The 20767-nt window shown below is 65.7% G+C and carries 15 protein-coding genes and 1 pseudogene; 12 read left to right on the top strand and 4 right to left on the bottom strand.

Features of this window, described 5'->3' with window-relative positions; genetic code table 11:
- Window positions 1-7: 7 nt before the first annotated feature.
- The 10 genes and pseudogenes from ACVIHF_RS23950 (at window position 8) to ACVIHF_RS23905 (ending at window position 13820) form a co-directional block, all read left to right on the top strand.
- Window positions 8-1857: pseudogene (locus ACVIHF_RS23950) on the top strand (TRAP transporter large permease).
- Between the two features lie 11 nt (window positions 1858-1868).
- The gene (locus tag ACVIHF_RS23945; RefSeq protein WP_456792652.1) at window positions 1869-2852 is read left to right on the top strand and encodes an NAD(P)-dependent oxidoreductase; all 984 of its coding nucleotides are present in this window, start codon (window positions 1869-1871) and stop codon (window positions 2850-2852) included.
- A gap of 161 nt (window positions 2853-3013) precedes the next feature.
- Window positions 3014-4210 carry an ABC transporter substrate-binding protein gene (locus ACVIHF_RS23940; RefSeq protein ID WP_456792651.1) on the top strand — a complete coding sequence of 399 codons (1197 nt, stop codon included), beginning with the start codon at window positions 3014-3016 and terminating at the stop codon, window positions 4208-4210.
- Between the two features lie 19 nt (window positions 4211-4229).
- On the top strand, window positions 4230-5087 hold the full coding sequence (locus ACVIHF_RS23935) for a branched-chain amino acid ABC transporter permease (protein WP_050385417.1): 858 nt from the start codon (window positions 4230-4232) through the stop codon (window positions 5085-5087).
- Window positions 5087-6886 (top strand): branched-chain amino acid ABC transporter ATP-binding protein/permease, encoded by a 1800-nt coding sequence (locus ACVIHF_RS23930; protein WP_456792650.1) that lies wholly within the window; start codon window positions 5087-5089, stop codon window positions 6884-6886. Before ACVIHF_RS23935 ends, ACVIHF_RS23930 begins: the two co-directional genes overlap by 1 nt.
- Complete coding sequence (locus tag ACVIHF_RS23925; RefSeq protein WP_456779581.1) at window positions 6867-7613, top strand: ABC transporter ATP-binding protein; 747 nt, start codon at window positions 6867-6869, stop codon at window positions 7611-7613. The genes ACVIHF_RS23930 and ACVIHF_RS23925 overlap by 20 nt, the downstream gene beginning before the upstream one ends.
- Before the next feature lie 224 nt (window positions 7614-7837).
- On the top strand, window positions 7838-11077 hold the full coding sequence (locus tag ACVIHF_RS23920) for an AAA family ATPase (RefSeq protein WP_456792649.1): 3240 nt from the start codon (window positions 7838-7840) through the stop codon (window positions 11075-11077).
- Between the two features lie 40 nt (window positions 11078-11117).
- The gene (locus ACVIHF_RS23915) at window positions 11118-11759 is read left to right on the top strand and encodes a hypothetical protein (protein WP_456792648.1); all 642 of its coding nucleotides are present in this window, start codon (window positions 11118-11120) and stop codon (window positions 11757-11759) included.
- On the top strand, window positions 11698-12357 hold the full coding sequence (locus tag ACVIHF_RS23910; protein ID WP_456792647.1) for a hypothetical protein: 660 nt from the start codon (window positions 11698-11700) through the stop codon (window positions 12355-12357). Before ACVIHF_RS23915 ends, ACVIHF_RS23910 begins: the two co-directional genes overlap by 62 nt.
- A 170-nt stretch (window positions 12358-12527) precedes the next feature.
- Window positions 12528-13820 (top strand): MFS transporter, encoded by a 1293-nt coding sequence (locus ACVIHF_RS23905; protein ID WP_456792646.1) that lies wholly within the window; start codon window positions 12528-12530, stop codon window positions 13818-13820.
- Window positions 13821-13824: 4 nt separating this feature from the next.
- Here the strand turns inward: ACVIHF_RS23905 and ACVIHF_RS23900 are convergent, their stop codons facing one another.
- On the bottom strand, window positions 13825-14436 hold the full coding sequence (locus ACVIHF_RS23900) for a TetR/AcrR family transcriptional regulator (RefSeq protein WP_456792645.1): 612 nt from the start codon (window positions 14434-14436) through the stop codon (window positions 13825-13827).
- A gap of 158 nt (window positions 14437-14594) precedes the next feature.
- Here ACVIHF_RS23900 and ACVIHF_RS23895 point away from each other — a divergent pair, with 158 nt between their 5' ends.
- On the top strand, window positions 14595-15827 hold the full coding sequence (locus tag ACVIHF_RS23895; RefSeq protein ID WP_225643645.1) for a cytochrome P450: 1233 nt from the start codon (window positions 14595-14597) through the stop codon (window positions 15825-15827).
- 200 nt (window positions 15828-16027) lie between these two features.
- Entirely contained in the window at window positions 16028-19735 is a 3708-nt protein-coding gene (locus tag ACVIHF_RS23890; RefSeq protein ID WP_456792644.1) for an AsmA family protein, read from the top strand.
- A gap of 64 nt (window positions 19736-19799) precedes the next feature.
- Here the strand turns inward: ACVIHF_RS23890 and ACVIHF_RS23885 are convergent, their stop codons facing one another.
- Genes ACVIHF_RS23885 through ACVIHF_RS23875 form a run of 3 tightly spaced genes read right to left on the bottom strand, consistent with a single transcriptional unit; the run spans window position 19800 to window position 20670 of the window.
- Window positions 19800-20153 carry a VOC family protein gene (locus ACVIHF_RS23885; protein WP_076824248.1) on the bottom strand — a complete coding sequence of 118 codons (354 nt, stop codon included), beginning with the start codon at window positions 20151-20153 and terminating at the stop codon, window positions 19800-19802.
- Window positions 20154-20209: 56 nt separating this feature from the next.
- A complete protein-coding gene (locus tag ACVIHF_RS23880) occupies window positions 20210-20485 on the bottom strand; it encodes a ribbon-helix-helix domain-containing protein (RefSeq protein WP_024580116.1) in 276 nt (91 codons plus the stop codon).
- On the bottom strand, window positions 20482-20670 hold the full coding sequence (locus tag ACVIHF_RS23875; RefSeq protein WP_016841076.1) for a DUF4169 family protein: 189 nt from the start codon (window positions 20668-20670) through the stop codon (window positions 20482-20484). The genes ACVIHF_RS23880 and ACVIHF_RS23875 overlap by 4 nt, the downstream gene beginning before the upstream one ends.
- Window positions 20671-20767 lie beyond the last annotated feature (97 nt).

The following is a 20767-nucleotide window of genomic DNA, read 5'->3' as shown; positions in this document are numbered from 1 at the left end:
TCGGCGCATGTCAATCGCCGCAGTCGAGGCGAGAAGCAGCGCTGATCGGATCACGGCGCCGCTGCTCGCCATCAGTGACGCGATCGCCGCGCTCCTGCTTGCCGCCGATCTCGTGGTGGTCTGCGTCTCCGTGCTGGCCCGCTTCCTGTTCAACGCGCCGGTCGAATGGTCCGACGACGTCGCCCGCGGCCTGATGGTCGGGTCGAGCTTTTTCGGCGCGGCAAGCGCGCTCGCCCGCAGCGAAAATCTCGGCGTCGCCTTCTTCGTCAACATGCTGCCGCCGGGCGTGCGGCGGGTGGTCGACGCGGTCGGTGCGCTGCTTGTCACCATCATTGCCGGCTATGTCGCGTTCAACGCCGTCAAGCTGGCTGACCACCGGTCAGACCTCCGGCTCCGGCCTGCCGCTGGAATGGACGTTCTATCCGATGGGCGTCGGCGCGGCGTTTATGACGATCTTCGCGTTCGAGACGTTCTGTGGCCGGCCGTTGCGCGACATGACGGTGGCCATCGTCGCGACTGCCGTCATCGTGGGTCTCTATCTCGCTTGGGATGCATTCGCACCATCGTCCGTACCGTCATCGCAAACGTTGATGCTGATCGGCTTCTTCCTCACACTGTTCGGCGGACTGCCGATCGGTTTTGCGCCGGCGCTGGCGGCGCTGATCTTCATCTGGGTCGAGGGCACGCTGCCCGGCGTGATCTTCGCCCAGCAGATGGCGCGCGGCATCGACAATTTCGTGCTGCTCGCGATCCCGTTCTTCATCCTGGTCGGCTACCTGATGGAAGCCAACGGCATGTCGGTCCGGCTGATCGAATTGCTGCAGCGCGGTCGGACGGATGCGCGGCGGGCTCAACGTCGTCATGGTGATGTCGATGGTGCTGTTCTCCGGCATCTCGGGCTCCAAGATGGCCGACGTTGCCGCGGTCGGCTCGGTGCTGATCCCGGCGGCGCGCCGCTCGCGGCAGAACCCGGGCGGAGCGGTGGCGCTGCTCGCCGCCTCCGCTGTCATGGCGGAGACCATTCCGCCCTGCATCAACCTCATCATCCTCGGCTTCGTCGCCAACCTGTCGATCGGCGGACTGTTCGTCGCCGGCATGTTGCCGGCCGCGCTGATGGCGCTGGCGCTGATCGCGGTGTCGATCATCTTCGGCAAGCGCCCCGCGGCGAACGTGGAAGCCGAGCCGCGCGCCGCGGTATCGGGGCTCTGGACCGGTGCGATCGCCTCGTTCGGGCTGATCTTCATGATCTTCTTCGGCTTCAAGAGCGGCTTTGCCACCGCGACCGAAATCTCCGCCTTCGCCGCGGTCTACGCCATCGCCGTCGGCAGCCTGCTGTTCCGCGAGCTCGGCGCGAAGCGCCTCGCGCACTGCTTCGTGCAGTCGGCTGTTCGTTCGGGGCTGGTGCTGTTCATCGTCGCCGCGGCGCAGTCGCTGGCCTTCATCCTGACGCTGCAGCAGGTGCCGCATGCCGTCGGCGACCTCATGCTGGCGATCTCGGGCAGCCACGGCGTCTGGCTGTTCATGCTGCTGTCGATCCTGGTGCTGGTGGTGATGGGCTCGGTGCTCGAAGGCGCCGCGGCGCTGATCATTTTCGGCCCGCTGCTGCTGCCGGTTGCCGTCAAGCTCGGCATCGATCCGCTGCATTTCGGCGTCGTGCTTGTGATCGCGATGGGGCTCGGGCTCTTTGCTCCGCCACTTGGCCTTGGGCTCTACGGCGCCTGCCTGATCGGCAACGTGCCGATCGAGCAGACCATCAAGCCGATCGCGGGCTATCTCGGCCTGCTGTTGCTGTGCCTGCTCGTGATCGCCTTCGTGCCGGCGATCAGCACGGCCTTGCCGCATGCGCTCGGCTACTAGGGAGTGGAATCGTGAAGGTGCTGCTCGCCCATACCCCGCAGATGCGCCGCGACTATTATGGCGAGCGCAGCCTGAGCGGCCTGCGCGCGGTCGCCGACGTCAAGCTGCACGAAGGCGACGAGGCGCTCGACGCGGCGGCGCTGGTCAAGGCCGCGGCCGATGTCGACATCATCGTCGCCGACCGCATGACGCAGGGGCGAGGGGAGATCTTCCCGCAGCTGCCGAAGTTGCGCGCGTTCGTGCGCTGCGCGGTCGATATCCGCAATATCAACGTGGCTGCAGCCTCCGCCGCCGGCGTGCTGGTGACGCAGGCGAGCGCCGGCTTCGTCCAGTCGGTCGCCGAGCTCGCGCTCGGCTTCATGATCGATCTGTCGCGCGGCGTCTCGCGCGCCACCGCGGATTATCACGCGGGCAGGGCGCCCGAGGTCGTGATGGGCCGCCAGCTGGCGGGAAGCACGATCGGCATCATCGGCTATGGCAGCATCGGGCGCTATCTTGCCGGGATCGCAAAAGTGCTCGGCATGAATGTGCTGGTCGCCGATCCCTACGTAACGATCGATGATGCGGCGATCCGGCATTTGCCGCTCGACGATCTGCTGGCATGCGCCGACTACGTTGTCTGTCTCGCGATCGCCAACGCGCAGACCGAGAACCTGATCGGGCAGGCCGCGCTGGCGCGGATGCCGAAGCACGCATTCTTCATCAACCTTTCGCGCGGAAACCTCGTCGACGAGGCGGCGCTGTCGGCCGCGCTGCGCGATGGCCGCATCGCGGGTGCCGCGATGGATGTCGGCCGCGCGCCGGACCAGATGCCGACGCCCGAGCTTGCGAAGCTGCACAATGTGATCGCAACGCCGCATGTCGGCGGCCTGACGCCGCAGGCGATCGAGCATCAATCGTCGGAGACGGTACGCCAGGTCGCGAAGATCGTCGCCGGCGAGATACCCGTCGGTGCCGTCAATGCCGGCTACTGGACGCGGCGACCTCGGCCATGAAAGTTTGGCGAAGCCCAATGTCGTCCGCGGGGCTGGACAAGAGCTTCGCATCCGGCCCAGACTTGGCCCGCATAACCGCGGCCCCTGAGCGCGCGGACAATCAATGAACGGACGTCCCGCAACAAACGACGGGCGCCAAGAGGGAAACAGGGAGGCATCACATGGCTATTTCACGCCGTGACGTTTTGTTGGGCAGCGCCGGTGCATTGGGCGCCGCATCATTTTCCTTCCCGGCGCCTGCCATCGCACAATCGGAACCGATCAAGATCGGCTGTCTCGCGGCGATCACCGGCCCGAGCTCGGCGCCGACCGTCGGCTTCAATCGCGGCGTCAACTTCGCGGTCGACGCCATCAACGGCGCCGGCGGGGTGAAGGGCCGCAAGATCGAGCTCGTGATGCGCGATACCCAGGGCGATCCGACCAAGGCGGTGAACGCCACGCAGGAGCTGATCAGCCAGGCCAAGGTGCACGCGATCTGGGGCCCGCTGAACTCGGGCGAGGCGCTGGCGACGACGCCGATCATGGCGCGCGCCAAGATGCCGGACCTGCATCCCTGCGTGGTCGAGACCCTGATCGACCCGGTCAAGTTCCCCAACGCGTTCCGCATCGCGCCGTCGAACAACCAATGGGACGATGCCGTGCGCAATTACTGTCTCAAGATCCTCAAGGTGAAGAAGGTCGCCGTGATCGGCGACACCACCGGCTATGGCGTCACCGCGGTCGGCGCTTCCGTCGCGGCGTTCAAGAAGGACGGCGCCGAGGTGGCCTATCAGGCCAATATCGACGCCACGCAGCCCGACATGACGCCGGACATGCTGCGCGCCAAGAATGCCGGCGCGGAAGCGATCGTGGTGTGGAGCGTCTCGACCGGCATGGAGGCGCGCATGTTCAACACCCGCGCCGCGATGAACTGGGACGTGCCCTTCGTCGGGCATCCCTCGATGGCGTCGGGCGAGCTTGCGAGCCTGGTCGCCAAGCCGGAGAACTGGAAGAAGGTCTACGCGATCGGCTACAAGAGCTGCAGCTATGATGCCGCCGGCAAGCTGCCGCCGAAGAGCGCGGACCTGGTCGCGCGCCTGGCCAAGGCCAACGTCGCACTGAACGACACGCTGTTGTGGTGGGTCGCGGGCGGCATCGATTGCATCGAGCTGATCGCCAAGGCGGTCGCCGAAAGCGGCTCGACCGACAGCGCCGGCATCATCAAGTACTGGAACACGCTGTCGACCTATCCCGGCTATTTCGGCAATTACCGCTTCTCGCCGACCGAGCACAACGGCTACCTGACCGAAGAGATCGTGATGTCGGAAGCCTCTACCGCCAAGGACGGCACCTTCGCGCTGGCGCCGGGGTATACATAGAAGGGCGAGGGCGCAGCCGATGCTGGCCTCGATCCTTGCATCCGGTCTCGCTGCGGGCGCGATCTACGCGCTCGTCGGCGTCACCTACAACACGATGTTCTCGACCTCGCGGGTGATGAGCTTCACCGCCGGCCAGCTGGCGATGCTGGGCGGCGTGTTCGGCTCGATGTTCACGCTGAAGCTCGGCTTGCCCATTGCCGTCGGCTTCGTGCTGACGCTGCTCTGCTGCGCGGTGATCGGAATCATCACCGAATTCGTCGCGGTGCGGCCGGTGCTCAAGAGCCTCGACCAGCATCTCTACGTGCTCTCGACCCTCGCGGTCGCGCTGATGATCCAGCAAATCACCGCGATCAAATGGGGCACCGAGCCGCAGCCGTTCCCGCGCATCGCAGGGTTCGGCGAGGGCGTCCTCGATGAGAAATTCTGGCTGCCGGTCCTCGCCTGCGCCGTCACCATTGTCGGCCTTGAATATCTCTACCGCCGCACCCTGGTCGGCCGCGCGTTCCTGGCCATCGCGGAGGATAATTTTGCGGCGCGGGCGCTCGGCCTGCCGGAGCGCAATCTGCGGGTCGCGAGCTACGCGCTTGCCGGCGTGGTCGGCGGCATCGCCGGGTTTTCCGGCGGGCAGTTGCTGCTGGCCTTCTTCGCCAACGGCGCGCTGCTCAACTTCTACGGCTTCGTGCCGGTGGCGCTGGGCGGGCTCGGCAATAACAGAGGCGCGATCATCGGCGGGCTGGCGCTCGGCCTGTTCCAGCAGGCGGCGAACTTCCTGGTCGGCGGCATCTTCTCCTCGGTCGCGGTGTTCACGCTGTTCATCGTGGTGCTGCTCGCCGCGCCGCAAGGGCTGTTCGGCGCCTCGACCGCGCGGAGAGTGTGATGACGTCGGTCGTGGCCACGCCGTCCCGAACCGACAGCGGCGTGTGGCGCGCCGCGCTGCCGCACGTCCTGCCGTTCCTCGGCATTCTGGTGGCGGCGGTGCTGCTGCCGTTCGTCAGCAACGATTACTGGGTGCTGATCGGTACCCGCATGGCGATCTACTGGGTGCTGGTGTCGGGCCTCAATCTGGTGGTCGGCTTCGCCGGTCACCTTGCGATCGGCTATGTCGCGCTGCTGACGCTCGGCGCTTACACGACGAGCGTGCTGGTTGCCGGCAACGTGATGCCGGCGATTCCGGTGTTCGTCGCCTTGCCGATCGCCGGCCTGATCGGCGCGATCTTCGGCGTGGTGGTCGGCCTGCCGGCGCTGCGCCTGCGTACTTTCTACTTCGCCATGTCGACGCTCGGCTTTGCCACCATCGTGACCCAGATCGCGCTGGCCTGGCAGAGCGTGACCGGCGGCGGCATTGGCATTGCAGGTCCGGAATTCCCGCCGCCGTTTAACACGCCGTGGGGGTTCTACGCCCTCTGCATCGCCTTCGCCGCCTTGACCACCTGGATGAGCGCCAACGTCGCGCGCAGCCGGTTCGGCCGCGCGCTGATCGCGGTGCGCGACGCCGAGGTCGCCGCCGAGGCCAGCGGCATCTCCAAGCCGAAAATGCTGATCGCGATCTTCCTGTTCGCCGGCGCGCTGGCGGCGATCGCCGGCGGATTGTTCGCGACCCTGCAGACCTACATCACGCCTGATGCGTTCACCTTCGACCTCTCGGTGCTGTTCTTCATCGCGATCCTGATCGGCGGCCGCGGCTCGATCCTCGGGCCCATGCTCGGCACCATCATCCTGACCATCCTGCCCGAGATCGCGGCGCCGCTCGCGGCGTGGTCGACCTTCCTCTACGCGGTGCTGCTGCTCGTGATCGTGCTGGTGATGCCCGGTGGCATCGCGGCGTTGCTCGATTTCCGCAACCGTCGGCCGCTCGCCAGCAACCGCGCCATCGTTCCGCGTCCCGCTGCACTCGCCGACATCGTGCGCCGCAGGGACGGCGGCAAGACGCTGCAGCTGCGCGGCATCGCGCTGAGCTTCGGCAATGTGAAGGCGATCGATGGTCTCGATCTCGATATTGCGCCCGGCGCGATCCACGGGCTGATCGGACCGAACGGCAGCGGCAAGACCACGACGCTCAACGTGATCTCGGGCTATTATGCCGCCAAAGCCGGCACCATGACGCTTGGCGGCGAAGTCCTGGCCGCGGGCCAGCCGGTCAAGCGCGCCGCGTGCGGCATCGCGCGCACCTTCCAGACGCCGCGGGTGATCGGCGAAGCCTCGGTGCTAGAGAACGTCATGATCGGCGGCTCGATCGAGGGCCGTGCCAATTTCGTCGAGGCGATACTCGCACTGCCGCGCAACGGCGCCGACGAGCATCTGCTCGCGGCCAAGGCGTACGCACTGCTCGGCGTCGTCGGCCTCGAGGCGCTCGCCGACATACGCGCCGATCGCCTGCAGCACAGCGAACTGCGCTTCATCGAGATCGCGCGGGCGCTGATGCTCGATCCGGACTTCCTGCTGCTCGACGAGCCCGCCGCGGGTCTCTCCAATGACGAGATCGAGCGGCTTGCCAGCCTGATCAAGGCGGTCTGCGGCCGCGGTACCGGTGTGCTGCTGGTCGAGCACCATGCCGATCTGATCTTCGATATCTGCCACCAGGTCACCGTGCTCAATCTGGGCCGGACGCTGGCGGCGGGAACCCCGGCGGAGATCCGCGTCCACAAGGAGGTCGTCAGTGCCTATCTCGGCGGCTGAACCGTTGCTCGCGGTCAATGGGCTGCAGTCCGGCTATGGCAAGATCCGTGTGCTGCACGGCATCGACATCACGATTGGCGCCGGCGAGGTCGTGGCGCTGCTCGGGCCCAACGGGGCCGGCAAGACCACGCTGCTGCGCGCGATGTCCGGACTGTTGCCCGTCACTGCCGGACAGGTCCGGTTCGGCGACCGCGACATGACCAACGCCACGCCGCGCGATGCCGCGCGTGCCGGGCTGGTGCATGTGATCGAGGGACATCGCGTGTTCACGCAGATCTCGGTGACCGACAATTTGCTGCTTGCCGGCTATGACCTGCCGCGCGCCGAGCGCGCCGTGCGCATCGAGGAGGCATTGGCGTTCTTTCCCGAAATCGCCGAGAAGCGGCATGAACGCGGCGGCGCGCTGTCGGGCGGGCAGCAGCAGATGCTGACGGTGGCGCAGGGCCTGGTCCGCCGGCCGCGGCTGTTGATGCTCGACGAGCCGTCCGCGGGACTGTCGCCGGTGCTGGTCGATCGCGTCCTCAACGTCATCGGCCGGCTGCGCGAGCAGGGCACCTCCGTGCTGCTGGTCGAGCAGCTCTTGGAGAAGGCGCTCGCCTGTGCCGATCGCGTCTACGCGCTGGTGCAGGGTGCGATCGCGCTGGAGGCGCCGACCGGAGAGAGCGACCTCGCGCATCGGCTCGAGCGCGCCTATTTCGGCCATGAGAGCCACGCGTTGCAGACCTAGCCAATGCAACCTGTGTGCTCGACGCCAACGGCCACGCAACTTGTGATCGGATGCGGCGTCGACTGCCGTTGTGGCGCAATCTGCACGTGCGTCATAAAATGGCACGACAGGTGCAGGCGGCTTTGCTAAGCTTCACAGCGATGCCCGATTGTGGATATTTGTCGCGTTGTTTTTAAGACTTGTTGCGGTTGCCTGCGTCTGCAGCTCTCTTCAAGAGGCCTACGATGCAATGTTTGCGTTGCGGTTGTCAGAACAGGGCGACCAATGAGTATTGCGAAGGGTGCGGGGCCTCTCTCGGAATTACGTGTGAAGCTTGCGGCCACCTGAACGGATCAAGCAGCCGCTTTTGCGGAAAGTGTGGCGCTGCGTTGGCGACGGCGATTGACGCGACCCAGGTTCAGCCGTCGCACGAGCATGCCCTGAGGAGCCTGCATGCCAAGGGCGGGGAGCGGAAGCGCCTCACGATCCTTTTCGCTGATATCAGCAACTCGACGGGCATCATCGATAGCCTCGGAGATCCCGAACTGGGCATGCGGCGCTTGCAGCCGGTGCTCGACCTGATGAACGAGGCGGTTCACCGCTACGGCGGCGTCGTCAACAAGGCCCAAGGCGACGGCGTCATGGCGATGTTCGGCGCCCCGCAGCCTCATGAGGATCACGCCGTTCGGGGCTGTCTCGCGGCGTTGGCGATGCAGGATGACGTCAAGCGGCTGCATGACGTCGATATGCAAATCCGCGTCGGCGTCCACACCGGTGAGGTCGTCTTCCAGGCCATCGAGCACGGCATCTATCAAACCTATGATGCCGCGGGCGCGAACGTGCACCTCGCCAGTCGACTGGAGCACCTTGCCGAGCCCGGCACCATTCTGGTCTCGAGGGAAACCTACGCTGTTGCGAAGCAGTTCGTGGAGGTGGAGTCGCTTGGAGAGCAGGCCATTCGGGGGCTCGCGGCTCCCGTCGAGGTGCTCAGGCTGAGGGGCCTTCAGCATGCGCCGTCGAGCGGTGTGTTCCGGACCGGACGACGGTTGAGTCCCTTGACCGGCCGCGCCGACGAGTTTGCGGCGCTGACGGCTGAACTCGAGAACACCCGCAAGGGAGATGGCCGGGTGATCGGTGTCGTCGGCGAAGCCGGCATTGGAAAGAGTCGCCTTTGCTTCGAATTTGCCGAGAGTTGTCGCAGCAAGGGCATCCGCGTCTTCGAGGCGCGTGTGCTCGCGCACGGCCGCGCAACGCCGTTTCAGCCGGTGCTGGCGCTGCTTCGGGATATTTTCGGCCTTCGCATCAAGGAGGAAGCGCCGGACGTTTCGCGCCGCCGTATCTTCGACCGGCTGGCGGCGATGCCGGTCTCCGATCATCTGGCACCCGTGCTGCTGGAATTCCTCGGTCTGGCGGACCCGCACCAGCCCGCGCCGAAACTGGATCCCAAGGCCCGCAAGGCCCAATTGCTCGATTTCGTCGGCGAACTGGTACGCGCCGCACCTCGTGACAATGTGACGGTCGTCCTGATCGACGATCTGCACTGGATCGATCCGGCGAGCGAGGAGTTTGTCGAGGCCCTTGCCGACGCCGTGGTCGGAACCACGACGATGCTGCTGGTCAATTTCAGGGCCGGATTGAGCGCGCCGCTGATGCAGCGGTCTCATTATCGGCAGATCAACATGGCTCCGCTTGGGCCCGCGGAGGCGCAATCGATCTTGCGCGATCATTTTGGTACCGACCCGTCGCTGGCGCTGTTGAGCCGGAACATCGTCGAGCGCGCGCACGGCAATCCGTTCTTCCTGGAAGAGCTCATGAGCGCCCTCGTCGAGCGCGGCGACTTCGAGGGCGAGAAGGGCGCGTACCGGCTGAAGGGCGGCATCGACACAATCCCGCTTCCGACGACCGTGCAGGCCGTGGTCGCGGCGCGCATCGATCGCCTCGACGAACACGCAAAAAGAGCCCTCGAGGTCGCTTCGGTTGCCGGGCGCGAGATTTCGTTGTCGGTTCTCGATGCCGTTGCCGGACTGGCGAAGGCCGAGCTGCTGGAAGCCGTGGGACATTTGCGACGCGCCGAATTGCTCTACGACGTGCCTCCCTTTGAGCAGCGGCTGATCGCGTTTCGTCATCCGCTGATCCAGGAAGTCGCTTATCTGTCGCTGTTGCACGAGCGGCGCCGCGAGCTTCACGCGGCCGTCGCGCAGGCGATCGAGAAGCTGTTCAAGGATCGCGCCGAGGAACGGGCGTCGCTTCTCGCCTACCATTGGGAGCATGCCGGCGAACATTTGAAGGCGGCGCAGCAGCACATGCGTGCGGCGGTCTGGGTCGGCGCGAACGATCCCAGTCAGGCCTTGCGGAGCTGGAAGAAGGTGCGTGAACTGCTGACGCACCAGCCTCCGTCGCAAATGACCGACTATCTGAAGATGATGGCCTGTGGCCAGATCGTGAATTTCGGCTGGCGCGAGGGAATTTCCGCCGCCGATGCGCAGGTCTATTTCGAGGAAGCCCGCGGCCTCGCGCTCGCGATGGGGGACCTGCGCGCCAACACGCTGATTCACGCTGCCTACGGCCGGATTTTGGCGAATGGCGGCTCGGCCGACGAATATGTCGAGCGGGTGCTGGAAGCCAAGGCGCTTGCCGACACCGGCACCGACACCAGCGTCCAGGTCACGCTGAAGGCCATTCTCTGTCATGCGCTCCGGCTCTCGGGGCGGATGTCGGAGGCGCTGCAGATGAACTTGGAGGCGGCCGCGCGCGCCTCGGAGATCGTGAAGTCGGACCGGGAGACGCTTGGATTCGACGTCGAGGTCTGGTTGACCGCCATGCGCGGGCAGACGCTCGTGATGCTGGGGCGCGGGTCCGAGGCCCGGCCGCTGCTCGATCGCGTGCTGCAACTGGATGGCAGCCAGGTCGATGCCATTCACTACGTCATTCCGAGCCTCGCTTATGTCGACCTCGCCTGGTCCGAAGGCGACGTCGGACTGGCCCAGCACCACGCCGATCGCGGCTTCTCGCTCGCGGTCAAAAGCGGCAATCCATATTTGCGCGTCTACGCCCAGGCCAGCCGCGGCCTGTCCCATATGGTGGCAGGCCGGATCACATCATCGATCGAGGACCTGACGGCCGCGCTCGACTTCGCGCGAACCCGCAAGGCCGGCCTTGAAAACGAAGCACGGATTCTCGCCGATCTGGCGAACGCGTATCGGCAGAAAGGAGATGCGGCGGCAGCGTTGTCCGCCGTCGACGAGGCGATTGCGGTTGCGGTCAAGCGGCACGCGCGCATTCCGGAATGTCTTGCCCGATCGGTTCGCGCCGATCTGCTGTTGCGCTCCGGGCGGAGCGATGAGGCCGAGGAGGGCACGAAGGAGCTGGACCGCGCGACCGCGCTGCTTCACGAGACCGGCGCGATGATCTTCGCGCCCTTTGTCGGTGGCGCGGGAAAGACGGTCAAAGCGAGTCGAAGTTCGAACGAAGCCAATAATATTTGAGTTGCGAGTGAATTTGTTCTGATCCCATTCGGATGATCTCATGTTGTTCGCGAATATGACGGGCGAACCGGTCGGCAAAGGAAGCGCCCGCACGCGCAGGGACGCGCTCCTTTGCGACATCCTTGCCGATTTCAGGCGTGCGTTTCCCGATCTGCTTTTCGAACTCGACGAAGGCAGCGCAACCGTCAATGCCCAGGCCTTCATTCGTGGCAACGACCGGGTCGTGCGGATCTATGGCGGACTGGCTTACCACGCGGCGATGAACGCCGATGGCCTGGTCTTCGCCCTGCTTCACGAAGTCGGACACCATCTGTCGAAAGGCGGCCGGCTCGCCGCCAATTCCGAGCTCGGTTGCGAGTGCGCGGCGGACCGCTGGATTCTCGCCAAGGGCGCAGCCCGGCTACGCAAGCAGACCGGGCGCACGCTCTCGATTGAGCGCGCGGTATCGAGCATCGAGCAATTGACCGCGCTTGCCGCTTGCGGCCTGGGAGCTCGCAAGCGCGGTCCAAGCGTGTGCTGGGCCGATCATTGGCCGAGGCGGAAACATGTACTGGTTCGACCGGAGGCCGCGCCGGCAATTCCGCGGTGCTATCTGTCCAGGTTTTTACGACTGAATCAAATTGCACAAAGGGAGACGACAAATGGGTGCGCTACTTCCCGTCGGCAGCGGTCCCGATGCTGAAATCGTGGACCGGCTGAATGAGCTCTTCAGCGGCAAGGATCTGGCTACTCTTCGCAAGCACAACAAAAAGGAAAAGCTGTTTGATCCGAGCCACAGGTTACGGCGCGTGGCGTTCCGCATCGGTGCCTATCCGAGCAAGGATTACGGGAAGGATGATGCCAAGCGGAAATGGTTCTTCTTTCTCCACCATGTGCTGCCTCAGGAGACGCAGGAGGCGATCAAGAAGATCCTGGGCGACGCGATGACCCGAACCGCGATCAAGGCGGTGAAGTTCTCGGTCGAGGAAAACAGCGTGGTGACCTATCCGCATCTGTTTCCGAGCAACAACGAGCCGCTCGCGAACTACCTGAATGGGGCCGGCACCGCCTATCTTGTCCATCTGGTCGTGCAAGGGCCGATGGATGACAGCGCCGAAGATCCGCCCGGCGACAACGACCCGGACAGCGGTGAGCAGCCGATCGCCTGGCCCGAGCTTTCGCTCCGCAGGCCGACGTTCAGGCGCACCAAATCAGGCGGCGGGAAGCCCGCCGGCAAGAAGAAAGCCGTCAGCAAGAAGAAGGCAGCCAAAAAGGCGGCCAAGCGTCCGCGCAAGCGTTGACGAGGCGATCACGGCGGTTGATTGTGGCGGCAAGGGTCGACGGATGCGTCGGCCCTTCTGTCTCCAGGTCGTCCTGAAATCTGGCTGGTGGCAGCGCCTGCTGCCGGCTGCCCAAAGTCCGCCACGGCGCCGGTCCAGCCTGTTCCGTTGCGGATGGAATGCTGCGTCCGATGCGACTTCCCTTTTTCTACGGCTGGATCATCGTCGCGGTGACCTTCGTCACCATGGCGATCGGCGTCAACGCGCGTACGGCGTTCTCGCTGTTCTATCCGCCGATCATCTCGGAATTCGGCTGGGAGCGCGGCATCACGGCTGGCGCCTTCTCGTTCGGCTTTGTCGCCTCGGGGATCGCAAGTCCGCTGATCGGACGGTTGATGGACCGCGGCGGTCCGCGCGCGGTGATGGAGCTTGGCGTCCTCCTGATGGGCTCGGGCCTGCTGTTGGCGCCGCTGACCACGCAGCCCTGGCACCTCTATCTCACGATCGGCGTGCTGGTCGGCGCTGGCAGCGTCTGCCTCGGCTATTCCGGACAATCGTTGTTCGTGCCGAACTGGTTCCTCCGCCGCCGCGGACTTGCGATCGGGCTCGCCTTCGCCGGCGTCGGTATCGGCTCGGTGACGCTGCTGCCGTGGGTGCAGCACATGATCGAGCACACCGGCTGGCGCACCGCCTGCACCGCAATGGGGATCGTGGTGCTGGTCGTGCTCGCGCCGATCAATCTCTTGCTGCACAAGCGGCCGGAGGACATCGGCCTGCAGCCGGACGGCGATGCCGCGCCGACGGCGACGTCAGCCAGGCCGGCATCGAATATCGTCGACCCGGTGTGGGCCGGCACCGACTGGACGCTGTCGCGTGCGCTGCGCACCGCGCGGTTCTGGTGGATCGCGACCGGTTATTTCTGCGGCCTGTACATCTGGTACGCGGTGCAGGTGCATCAGACCAAATTCCTGCTCGACATCGGCTTCAGCTCCAGCGTCAGCGTCTGGGCGCTTGGGGTCGTCAGCCTGCTCGGCATTCCCGGCCAGATCTGGCTCGGGCATCTCTCCGATCGCATCGGCCGGGAATGGGTGTGGGCGATATCCTGCTTCGGCTTTGTGATCTGCTTCGCCGCGCTCGCCGCCTTGAAATACTGGCCCAACATGACGCTGATCTATCTCATGGTCTTCACCCAGGGCGCGCTTGGCTATGGCCTGACATCCGTGATGGGACCGGTCGTGCTGGAGATCTTCCAGGGCAAGCATTACGGCAGCATCTTCGGCACCGTGATGCTGGCTGCGCTTGCCGGCGGCGCTGCGGGCCCCTGGATCACCGGCCAGCTCTATGATCTCTCGGGCAGCTACACCAGCGCCTTCCTGCTCGGGATCGCCGTCAGCCTGCTGTCGGCATTTGCGATCTGGCAGGCCTCGCCCCGCAAGGTCCGCGCCGTCGCCGGACAGATGCACAAGGCCGCAAGCGAGGCCTGACGCATCAGGCCGACGAAACGCCGATCGCGCGCTGCAGGTCGGTGATCGCGCGCAGGCAACTGTCGGCGGGGGTGGTTTCCGGATCGATCAGGCGGTGCAGGCGGAAGCCATCTTCCAGCGCCAGCACGATCGCTCCGGTCCAATCCGGATCGAGTCTGCCGTTCCTGCCGCTATTCTTCTGCGCAGTCGTGACGATGTCGGCGATCAGCTTGCGCCGCGCGTGCAGACGCTTGGCGAGCTCGGGCCGGCGCTTCTCGGCGCGCGCCACGAACAGGATCATCTCCATGTGCAGGAGAGGGGAGCGGCCGAGCGGATCCTGCCGGCTGCGATCCATGGTGCGCAGCGCCTCGAGGAAGTCGGCCAGGTTGTTGTGCCGGGCGAGCAAATCGAGATTGCGCCGGATCGATTGCTCGACGTGATCCTCGAGCATCGCGAAGATCAGCTCGTCCTTGCTCTTGAAGTTCGAATAGAAGGCGCCGCGGGTGAAGCCCGCCGCGGCCGCGATCGCCTCGATGCTGGCGCCGCCGATGCCCTGTTCCTCGAACACCCGCGCCGCCGCCTCGAACAGCTTCTCGCAGGTGTCGTCCCGTGTCGGTCTGGTTCGAACCCTTGACATCGGCGCATTTTAGGGCACAATGCAACTCGATACAAGAGTGTATCGAGTTGCATTCGACAGAACCAGAACAGCCGCATCCGTGATGATGCGGACTTGAGGATGACACCAGGGCACGCCAGCCTTTTTAGGCACCGGCGTCGCGAGCGAACGAGGTCACCATGAACGAGCAAGTTCAGCCGGCGAGCGGCGAGCCGCTTTTCAATCCACTGGCGCCTGAATTCATTCGCAATCCCTATCCGTACTACGAGCGGCTGCGCCGCCTCGATCCGATGCATGTCAATGTGCACGGCGCTTTCGTCGCCAGCCGGCACGCCGAGGCGAGCCTCGTGCTGCGCGACAAGCGGTTCGGCAAGGATTTTGCCGAGCGCTCGATCCGCCGCTACGGTCCGAAGATCATGGACGAGCCGGTCTTCCGCAGCATGAGCCACTGGATGCTGCAGCAGGATCCGCCCGACCACACCCGCCTGCGCGGCCTTGTCGTCAAGGCCTTCACCGCGCGGCGGGTCGAGGACATGCGGCCGCGCATCCAGCACGTCGTCGACGAGACGCTCGACCGCATCATTCCGCAAGGCAAGATGGACCTGATCGAGGATTTCGCGTTCCGCCTGCCGGTCACGATCATCTGCGACATGCTCGGCATCCCCGAGGAACACCGCGAGGCCTTCTACAACGGTTCGCGCGATGGTGGCCGCATCCTCGAGCCGGTGCCGCTGACGCCCGAGGAAATCAAGCAGGGCAACGCCGCCAATGCGATGGCGGCGATGTATTTCCATCAGCTGTTCGAGCTGCGCCGCAAGCAGCCCGGCGACGACCTCACCACCCAGCTGGTGCAGGCCGAAGAGGACGGCCAGAAGCTCACCAACGAGGAACTGACCGGCAACATCATCCTGCTGTTCGGCGCCGGCCACGAGACGACCGTGAACCTGATCGGCAACGGCCTGCTGGCGCTGTTCCGCAACCCGGACCAACTTGCGCTGCTGAAGGCCAATCCCGGCCTGATCACCAATGCGATCGAGGAGTTCCTGCGTTACGATTCCTCAGTGCAGCTGACCGGCCGTGTCGCGCTGGAGGATATCGACGACCTCGGTGGCAAGCGCATCCCGAAGGGCGAGAGCGTGCTGTGCCTCCTGGGCTCGGCCAATCACGACGAGGCTGTCTACCCCGATCACCCCGAAAGGCTCGACATCCGGCGGCCGAACGTCAAGCCGCTGTCGTTCGGCGGCGGCATCCATTTCTGCCTCGGCGCCCAGCTGGCGCGGATCGAGGCCGAGATCGCGATCTCGACACTGCTGCGCCGGATTCCCGACCTGCGGCTCGATGACGCGGAAAATCCGGAGTGGCGGCCGACCTTCGTGCTGCGCGGGCTGAAGCGGCTGCCGGCGAGCTGGTGACGTTCCCGCGGGTCAGCGATCCGCGGCGGGGCCGGCACACGCACGCTTGAACGGGAAATCAACCATCTGTCCAGAGTCCCAGCAGTAAACCGGCTGTGACTTCGCCGTACTTGTCTCTATATTTAGGTTGCTCCGGCCAGAGGTTGGCAAAGGGTTCAGCATGAGGAGGCTGCCCCGGAGCTGGCTCAAAGGGAGACACCGTGCAGACGACGCTGCTCGGCCTGGCAATTGCCTTCATTCTTGCACTGGTCGCGGCGCTGGTCGGTCCATATTTCGTTGACTGGAACCAGTTCCGGCCGCAGTTCGAGGCGGAGGCGTCCAAGATCATCGGCGTGCCGATTCGCGTCGCCGGCAATCTCGACGCGCGGCTGCTGCCGGCACCCTCGCTGCGGTTGAAGACGGTCACCGTCGGCGGCGCCAACGACCTCGGCAAGATTCGGGCTGCCAATCTCGACGTGGAGTTCAGCCTGAGCTCGCTGATGCGCGGCGAGTGGCGCGCGAACGAACTCACCATCAACGGCGTGTCGCTCGATCTCGGGCTGGATCCGAAAGGGCGGATCGACTGGTCGCCGTCGAGCGGAAGCTTCAACCTCGCTTCGCTGGCGATCGACCGGCTCAACCTGACCGGCCGCATCGCGCTGCATGATGCCGCGAGCCGCAGCACGCTCGAGCTGAACGACATTGCCTTCAGCGGCGACGTCCGCTCGCTTGCCGGCGCGATCCGCGGTGACGGCAATTTCATGTTTGACGGCAACCGCTACCCGTTTCGGGTCTCCTCGGGACAAAGCGCCGATGGTAGCGGCACCCGCCTGCACTTCAGCGTCGATCCCGGGCAGCGGCCGGTGTCGGCCGATCTCGACGGCATCCTGACCTTCGAGGCCCGCGCGCCGCGGTTCGAGGGCACGCTGACGCTGGCGGGTGCGCCCGGTCAGCGCGGCGGCGATGCGCCGCCATGGCGGATCGCGGCCAAGGTGAAATCGGATTATTCGGCGGCGCGGCTCGACCAGATCGACGTGAGCTATGGCGCCGAGGACCGTGCGCTGAAGCTCGCCGGCAATGGCGATCTGCGTTTCGGTGCGTCGCCGCTGCTGCGCGCCTCGCTTACGGCGCGGCAGCTCGACGGCGACAAGTTCGCCGCCAAGGATAGCAGCAATGGCAATGTCGAGCCGGTCCGCGTGCTGCCGGCGATGCGCGCGGTGTTGTCGGGTCTTCCGCAAAGCCCGATACCGGCGCAGGTGGAGCTGGCATCCGAGCAGATCATGCTCGGCGGCCGTCCATTGCAGGACATCTCGGCGGAGCTGCGATCGGATGCGAAATCATGGACGGTGCGCCGGCTGGAATTTCGCGCGCCGGGATCCACGCGGGTCTCGATGAGCGGTGCCAGCGCGCAAGCTGGAGCGGCGAACAGCTTCAAGACCGCGCTCAACATCGAATCGTCCGATCCCGACGCGCTGATGACCTGGCTGCAGGGGCGCGGCGACGCCACCTATCGCAGCCAGAGGCCGCTGCGTTTGCGCGGCGACGTCATGGTGTCACCATCGGGCTTTTCGATCGATGCGATGAAGGCGGAGATTGAGGGCGGCACGCTCGAGGGCCGCGTCGCGGTTACGCACCGCGAGGCGACCAGCGGCTCGAAGGTCGAGGCGCAGTTGAAGGCGGAGCGGCTCGATCTCGACGCGACCGCGGCATTGATCCGCTCGCTGGCCGGTCCGCAAGGCGAATGGCCCGACGAGGCGCAGCTGTCGCTCGACGTTGGGCGTGCGGTCTCTTCCGGGCAGGAATTGCGGCCGCTGCTGGCGAAGATCGCCTATAGCCCGAAGAATATCGTGCTCGAGCGCGTCAAGATCGGCCAGCCCGACAACGTCACGCTGGACGGCAATGGCAATTTCGACCGCGCTAATTCGACCGGCAAGCTCGCGGTCGACGCGACCGCCGCGTCGCTTGGCCGGCTGACCGCTGTGGTTCAGCCGTTCGCGCCGGCGCTGGCCGCGCGGCTTGGCGTGCTCCGCGCGGATGCCGGCCCGGTTCGCGCCAGGCTCGCGCTCGACCTCGGCAAGGGCAAGGCGGCCGATCGCGTCAGCGCGCGCGCGACGCTCGATCTCGACACGCCGCAGCTCAAAGGCAACACGGTGATCTCGGCGACGCCGCAGGTGGCTGCAATCCGTGCGCTGGATTTCGATGCACTTCGCCGCAACGAGGTTGCAGCGGAGACGAAATTCTCGGCAGGCGATGGCAATGCTTTGCTGGCGCTGCTTGGGCTTGACCATGCGGTCGCAGCCGGTGCCGGCTCGACGCAATTCGAGGGCACGGCGATCGGCGCGTGGGGCGCGCCGTTGCGGCTGAAGGCAAGGCTCTGGGGCGCAGGGCTCGACGTGGATGCCGAAGGGACCGCGGAGCCTTGGACCAAGGACGGGGCCAACGCGGGCAAATCGAGCATCAGCCTCCGCGTCCGCAGCGCCGACATCAGTCCGCTGCTCAATCTGAAGCCAGCCGATCCGGTCGCAAACATCCGCCTGTCGTCGAAGCTGACGCTCGCGGGCGACAAGCTGACCTTCGACGATCTCGACAGCATCATCGCCGGTTCACGGCTGCGCGGTCATTTGGCGCTGACGCTCGCCGATCAGAAAAGCGTCGACGGCGAAGTCGGTCTCGATCAGATCACGCTGGCGCCGATTTTCGCGGCCGCGATCGGCGCGGCCGGTCACGATGCGACGGAGCCGCTCGGCCAGGGCCTCACAAGCGCCTGGCGCGGCAAGGTCACGTTCGAAGCGCTGCATGGCCTGCTGCCGGGTGGCGCCGAGCTGCAGCCGGTCAGCGGCACCATCAGGTCGGATGGGCAGTCGCTGACCTTCGACGGCATCAAGGGCAAGATCGGCGGCGGCGAGGCGACCGCCACCATCGATGCGCGACAGGGCGCCAACGGACTTGCGCTCAGCGCCAATGTGCGGCTGTCCGGCATCGACAGTTCAGCCTTGCGCTACCGCAGTCTCGCGATGCCCAAGGGACGCGCCTCGATGCAGATGACGCTGTTGACGCAGGGCCGCAGTGCCTCGGCGTTGACCGGCGCGCTGTCCGGCAGCGGCACCGTGACGCTGGAGGGACTGAGCCTTCCGGGCCTCGATCCGCGCGCCTTGGAGGTTGCGATCCGCGCCAGCGATTCCGGGCAGGCGACCGACGACACGCGGCTGCGGCAGATCGTCGAACCGGTGCTCGCGAGCGGCGCGCTGTCGATTGCTTCGGCGCAAATCCCCTTCAACATCCGCGACGGCCGCCTCCGGGTCGGCGCCACCACGCTCGCGGCGAACGGTGCCAATGCGACCGTATCCGGCGGCTACGACATTCCGGCCGACCAGGCCGACATCCGCGCCGCCCTGGCATCGACGCAGGTCGGCACGGCCAACAGCCGACCGGAAATCCAGCTGCTTGCCGTTGGCACGCCCGACGGATTGTCGCGCAGCATCGACATTGCGGCGCTGTCGTCGTGGCTTGCGGTGCGCGCGATCGACCGGGAGACCAAGCGGCTCGACGCCATCGAGCGCGGCGAACCGGCGCCGCCGCCGACCCAAACGGCGCTTCCGCATCCGGCCGAGCCGGCGCCGGATGCATCCAACCCGAATTCGGCAGGCGTGCCTTCCGCCAACTTGCCGGGGCCTGGTCCTGATCCGCGCCGCGTGCCGGCGAAGCCGAAGATCGTTGCGCCGCGGCCGCCGACTGTCCCGCCGGCCGCCACCGCGCCCGCCATTGCGCCGCCCGCGTCGCTTGCGAGCCAGCCGCAGCTGGCGCCGCTGCCGCCGCCGATCGAGGTCAAGCCGGCGCCCGGCGCGGCCAGGCCAAAGCCGCTGCGGCCCCCGCTGTCGCTGACGCCGCAGGTCGCCAATCCACCGCAGCGGCCGGCGATGCAGAACTAAACGCGCTTTCAAGCGAAGTGGGCACCGGTTCGCGTCAAGACAGCGCGTCAAACGAAGCGCTGGCTCATGATCGGTGCTGGAGAATATTGATCAGCTTGCCGAAGGGATCGCGGACGAAGAAGCGCCGCACGCCCCATGGCTCGTCCGCCGGTCCGTATTCGATCGCGATGCAGGCTGCCTTCATTCGGCGCAGGGCCTCGTCGAGATCGTCAACCTCAATGGAGAGATCAGGCACCGGCGTGCCGGAGCCACCTTCGGAAGCGAAGCTGATTTGAGCCTGCATTGTTTCGGATGAGCCATAAGTCGCAACCCAACCGAAATCCATCAGGGGCTCGAGGCCAAGCACGTCGCGATAAAACGACTTCGCTGCCGCTGTGTCCGGTGCGGCAACGTTCGCGACGATCCGATTGACCTTCATGCTGAGCCCGCGCAGCGGAACGACCGTCTACTGGTGGCGACGGTCGGAGACGGCCGTCAGGCCTGCTGACGCGTGTCAACCTGTTGCGGCCTGACATCCGTGGGCACCGCCGGCGTGGCGCGCGAGCGGAAGTAGTCGAGCACGAACAGCCGGATCGCGGAGGACAAATTGCCCTGCTGACGGTTGTTGTCGATCTCGCCGACCAACTCCGACAGCGTCATGTTCCGCAGACCGGAAATCTCCTTCATGCCATTCCAGAAGGCTTCTTCGAGGCTGACGCTGGTCTTGTGTCCGGCGACGACAATCGAGCGCTTGACGACGGGAGACTTCATGATGCGTCTCCATTTTCGATGCGGTGCTGATCGAGCACACGCGCGTTGCGCTCGCCGAGGAATTCGTCACGCGCTCGTTCGGATTTGGTGCGACCGAATAGCGCACGATTGGCTTCGGCCTGCTTCGCTGCTTGTTCGCGCTCACCGCGCTTCTTGAATCGTTTCAAGTTGACCACGTCGCCCATGCTCGTCGTCCTCATCGTCCCCAGAGCGGAATTGGTGATGCATCGTGACGAAAGCAAGAGCAACTGCGCTACGCGCCCGGCTCGATATCCATCCCGA

The sequence above is a fragment of the Bradyrhizobium sp. USDA 4506 genome (genome assembly GCF_054058795.1).
This window is presented reverse-complemented; position numbering and strand designations above follow the sequence as displayed.

Excerpts from the sequence above, each read along its gene's own strand:
- ACVIHF_RS23940 (WP_456792651.1), top strand. The coding sequence starts at position 3,014 with ATGGCTATTTCACGCCGTGACGTTTTGTTGGGCAGCGCCGGTGCATTG.
- ACVIHF_RS23935 (WP_050385417.1), top strand. The coding sequence starts at position 4,230 with ATGCTGGCCTCGATCCTTGCATCCGGTCTCGCTGCGGGCGCGATCTAC.
- ACVIHF_RS23930 (WP_456792650.1), top strand. The coding sequence starts at position 5,087 with ATGACGTCGGTCGTGGCCACGCCGTCCCGAACCGACAGCGGCGTGTGG.
- ACVIHF_RS23920 (WP_456792649.1), top strand. The coding sequence starts at position 7,838 with ATGCAATGTTTGCGTTGCGGTTGTCAGAACAGGGCGACCAATGAGTAT.
- ACVIHF_RS23915 (WP_456792648.1), top strand. The coding sequence starts at position 11,118 with ATGTTGTTCGCGAATATGACGGGCGAACCGGTCGGCAAAGGAAGCGCC.
- ACVIHF_RS23905 (WP_456792646.1), top strand. The coding sequence starts at position 12,528 with ATGCGACTTCCCTTTTTCTACGGCTGGATCATCGTCGCGGTGACCTTC.
- ACVIHF_RS23900 (WP_456792645.1), bottom strand. The coding sequence starts at position 14,436 with ATGTCAAGGGTTCGAACCAGACCGACACGGGACGACACCTGCGAGAAG.
- ACVIHF_RS23895 (WP_225643645.1), top strand. The coding sequence starts at position 14,595 with ATGAACGAGCAAGTTCAGCCGGCGAGCGGCGAGCCGCTTTTCAATCCA.
- ACVIHF_RS23885 (WP_076824248.1), bottom strand. The coding sequence starts at position 20,153 with ATGAAGGTCAATCGGATCGTCGCGAACGTTGCCGCACCGGACACAGCG.
- ACVIHF_RS23880 (WP_024580116.1), bottom strand. The coding sequence starts at position 20,485 with ATGAAGTCTCCCGTCGTCAAGCGCTCGATTGTCGTCGCCGGACACAAG.
- ACVIHF_RS23875 (WP_016841076.1), bottom strand. The coding sequence starts at position 20,670 with ATGGGCGACGTGGTCAACTTGAAACGATTCAAGAAGCGCGGTGAGCGC.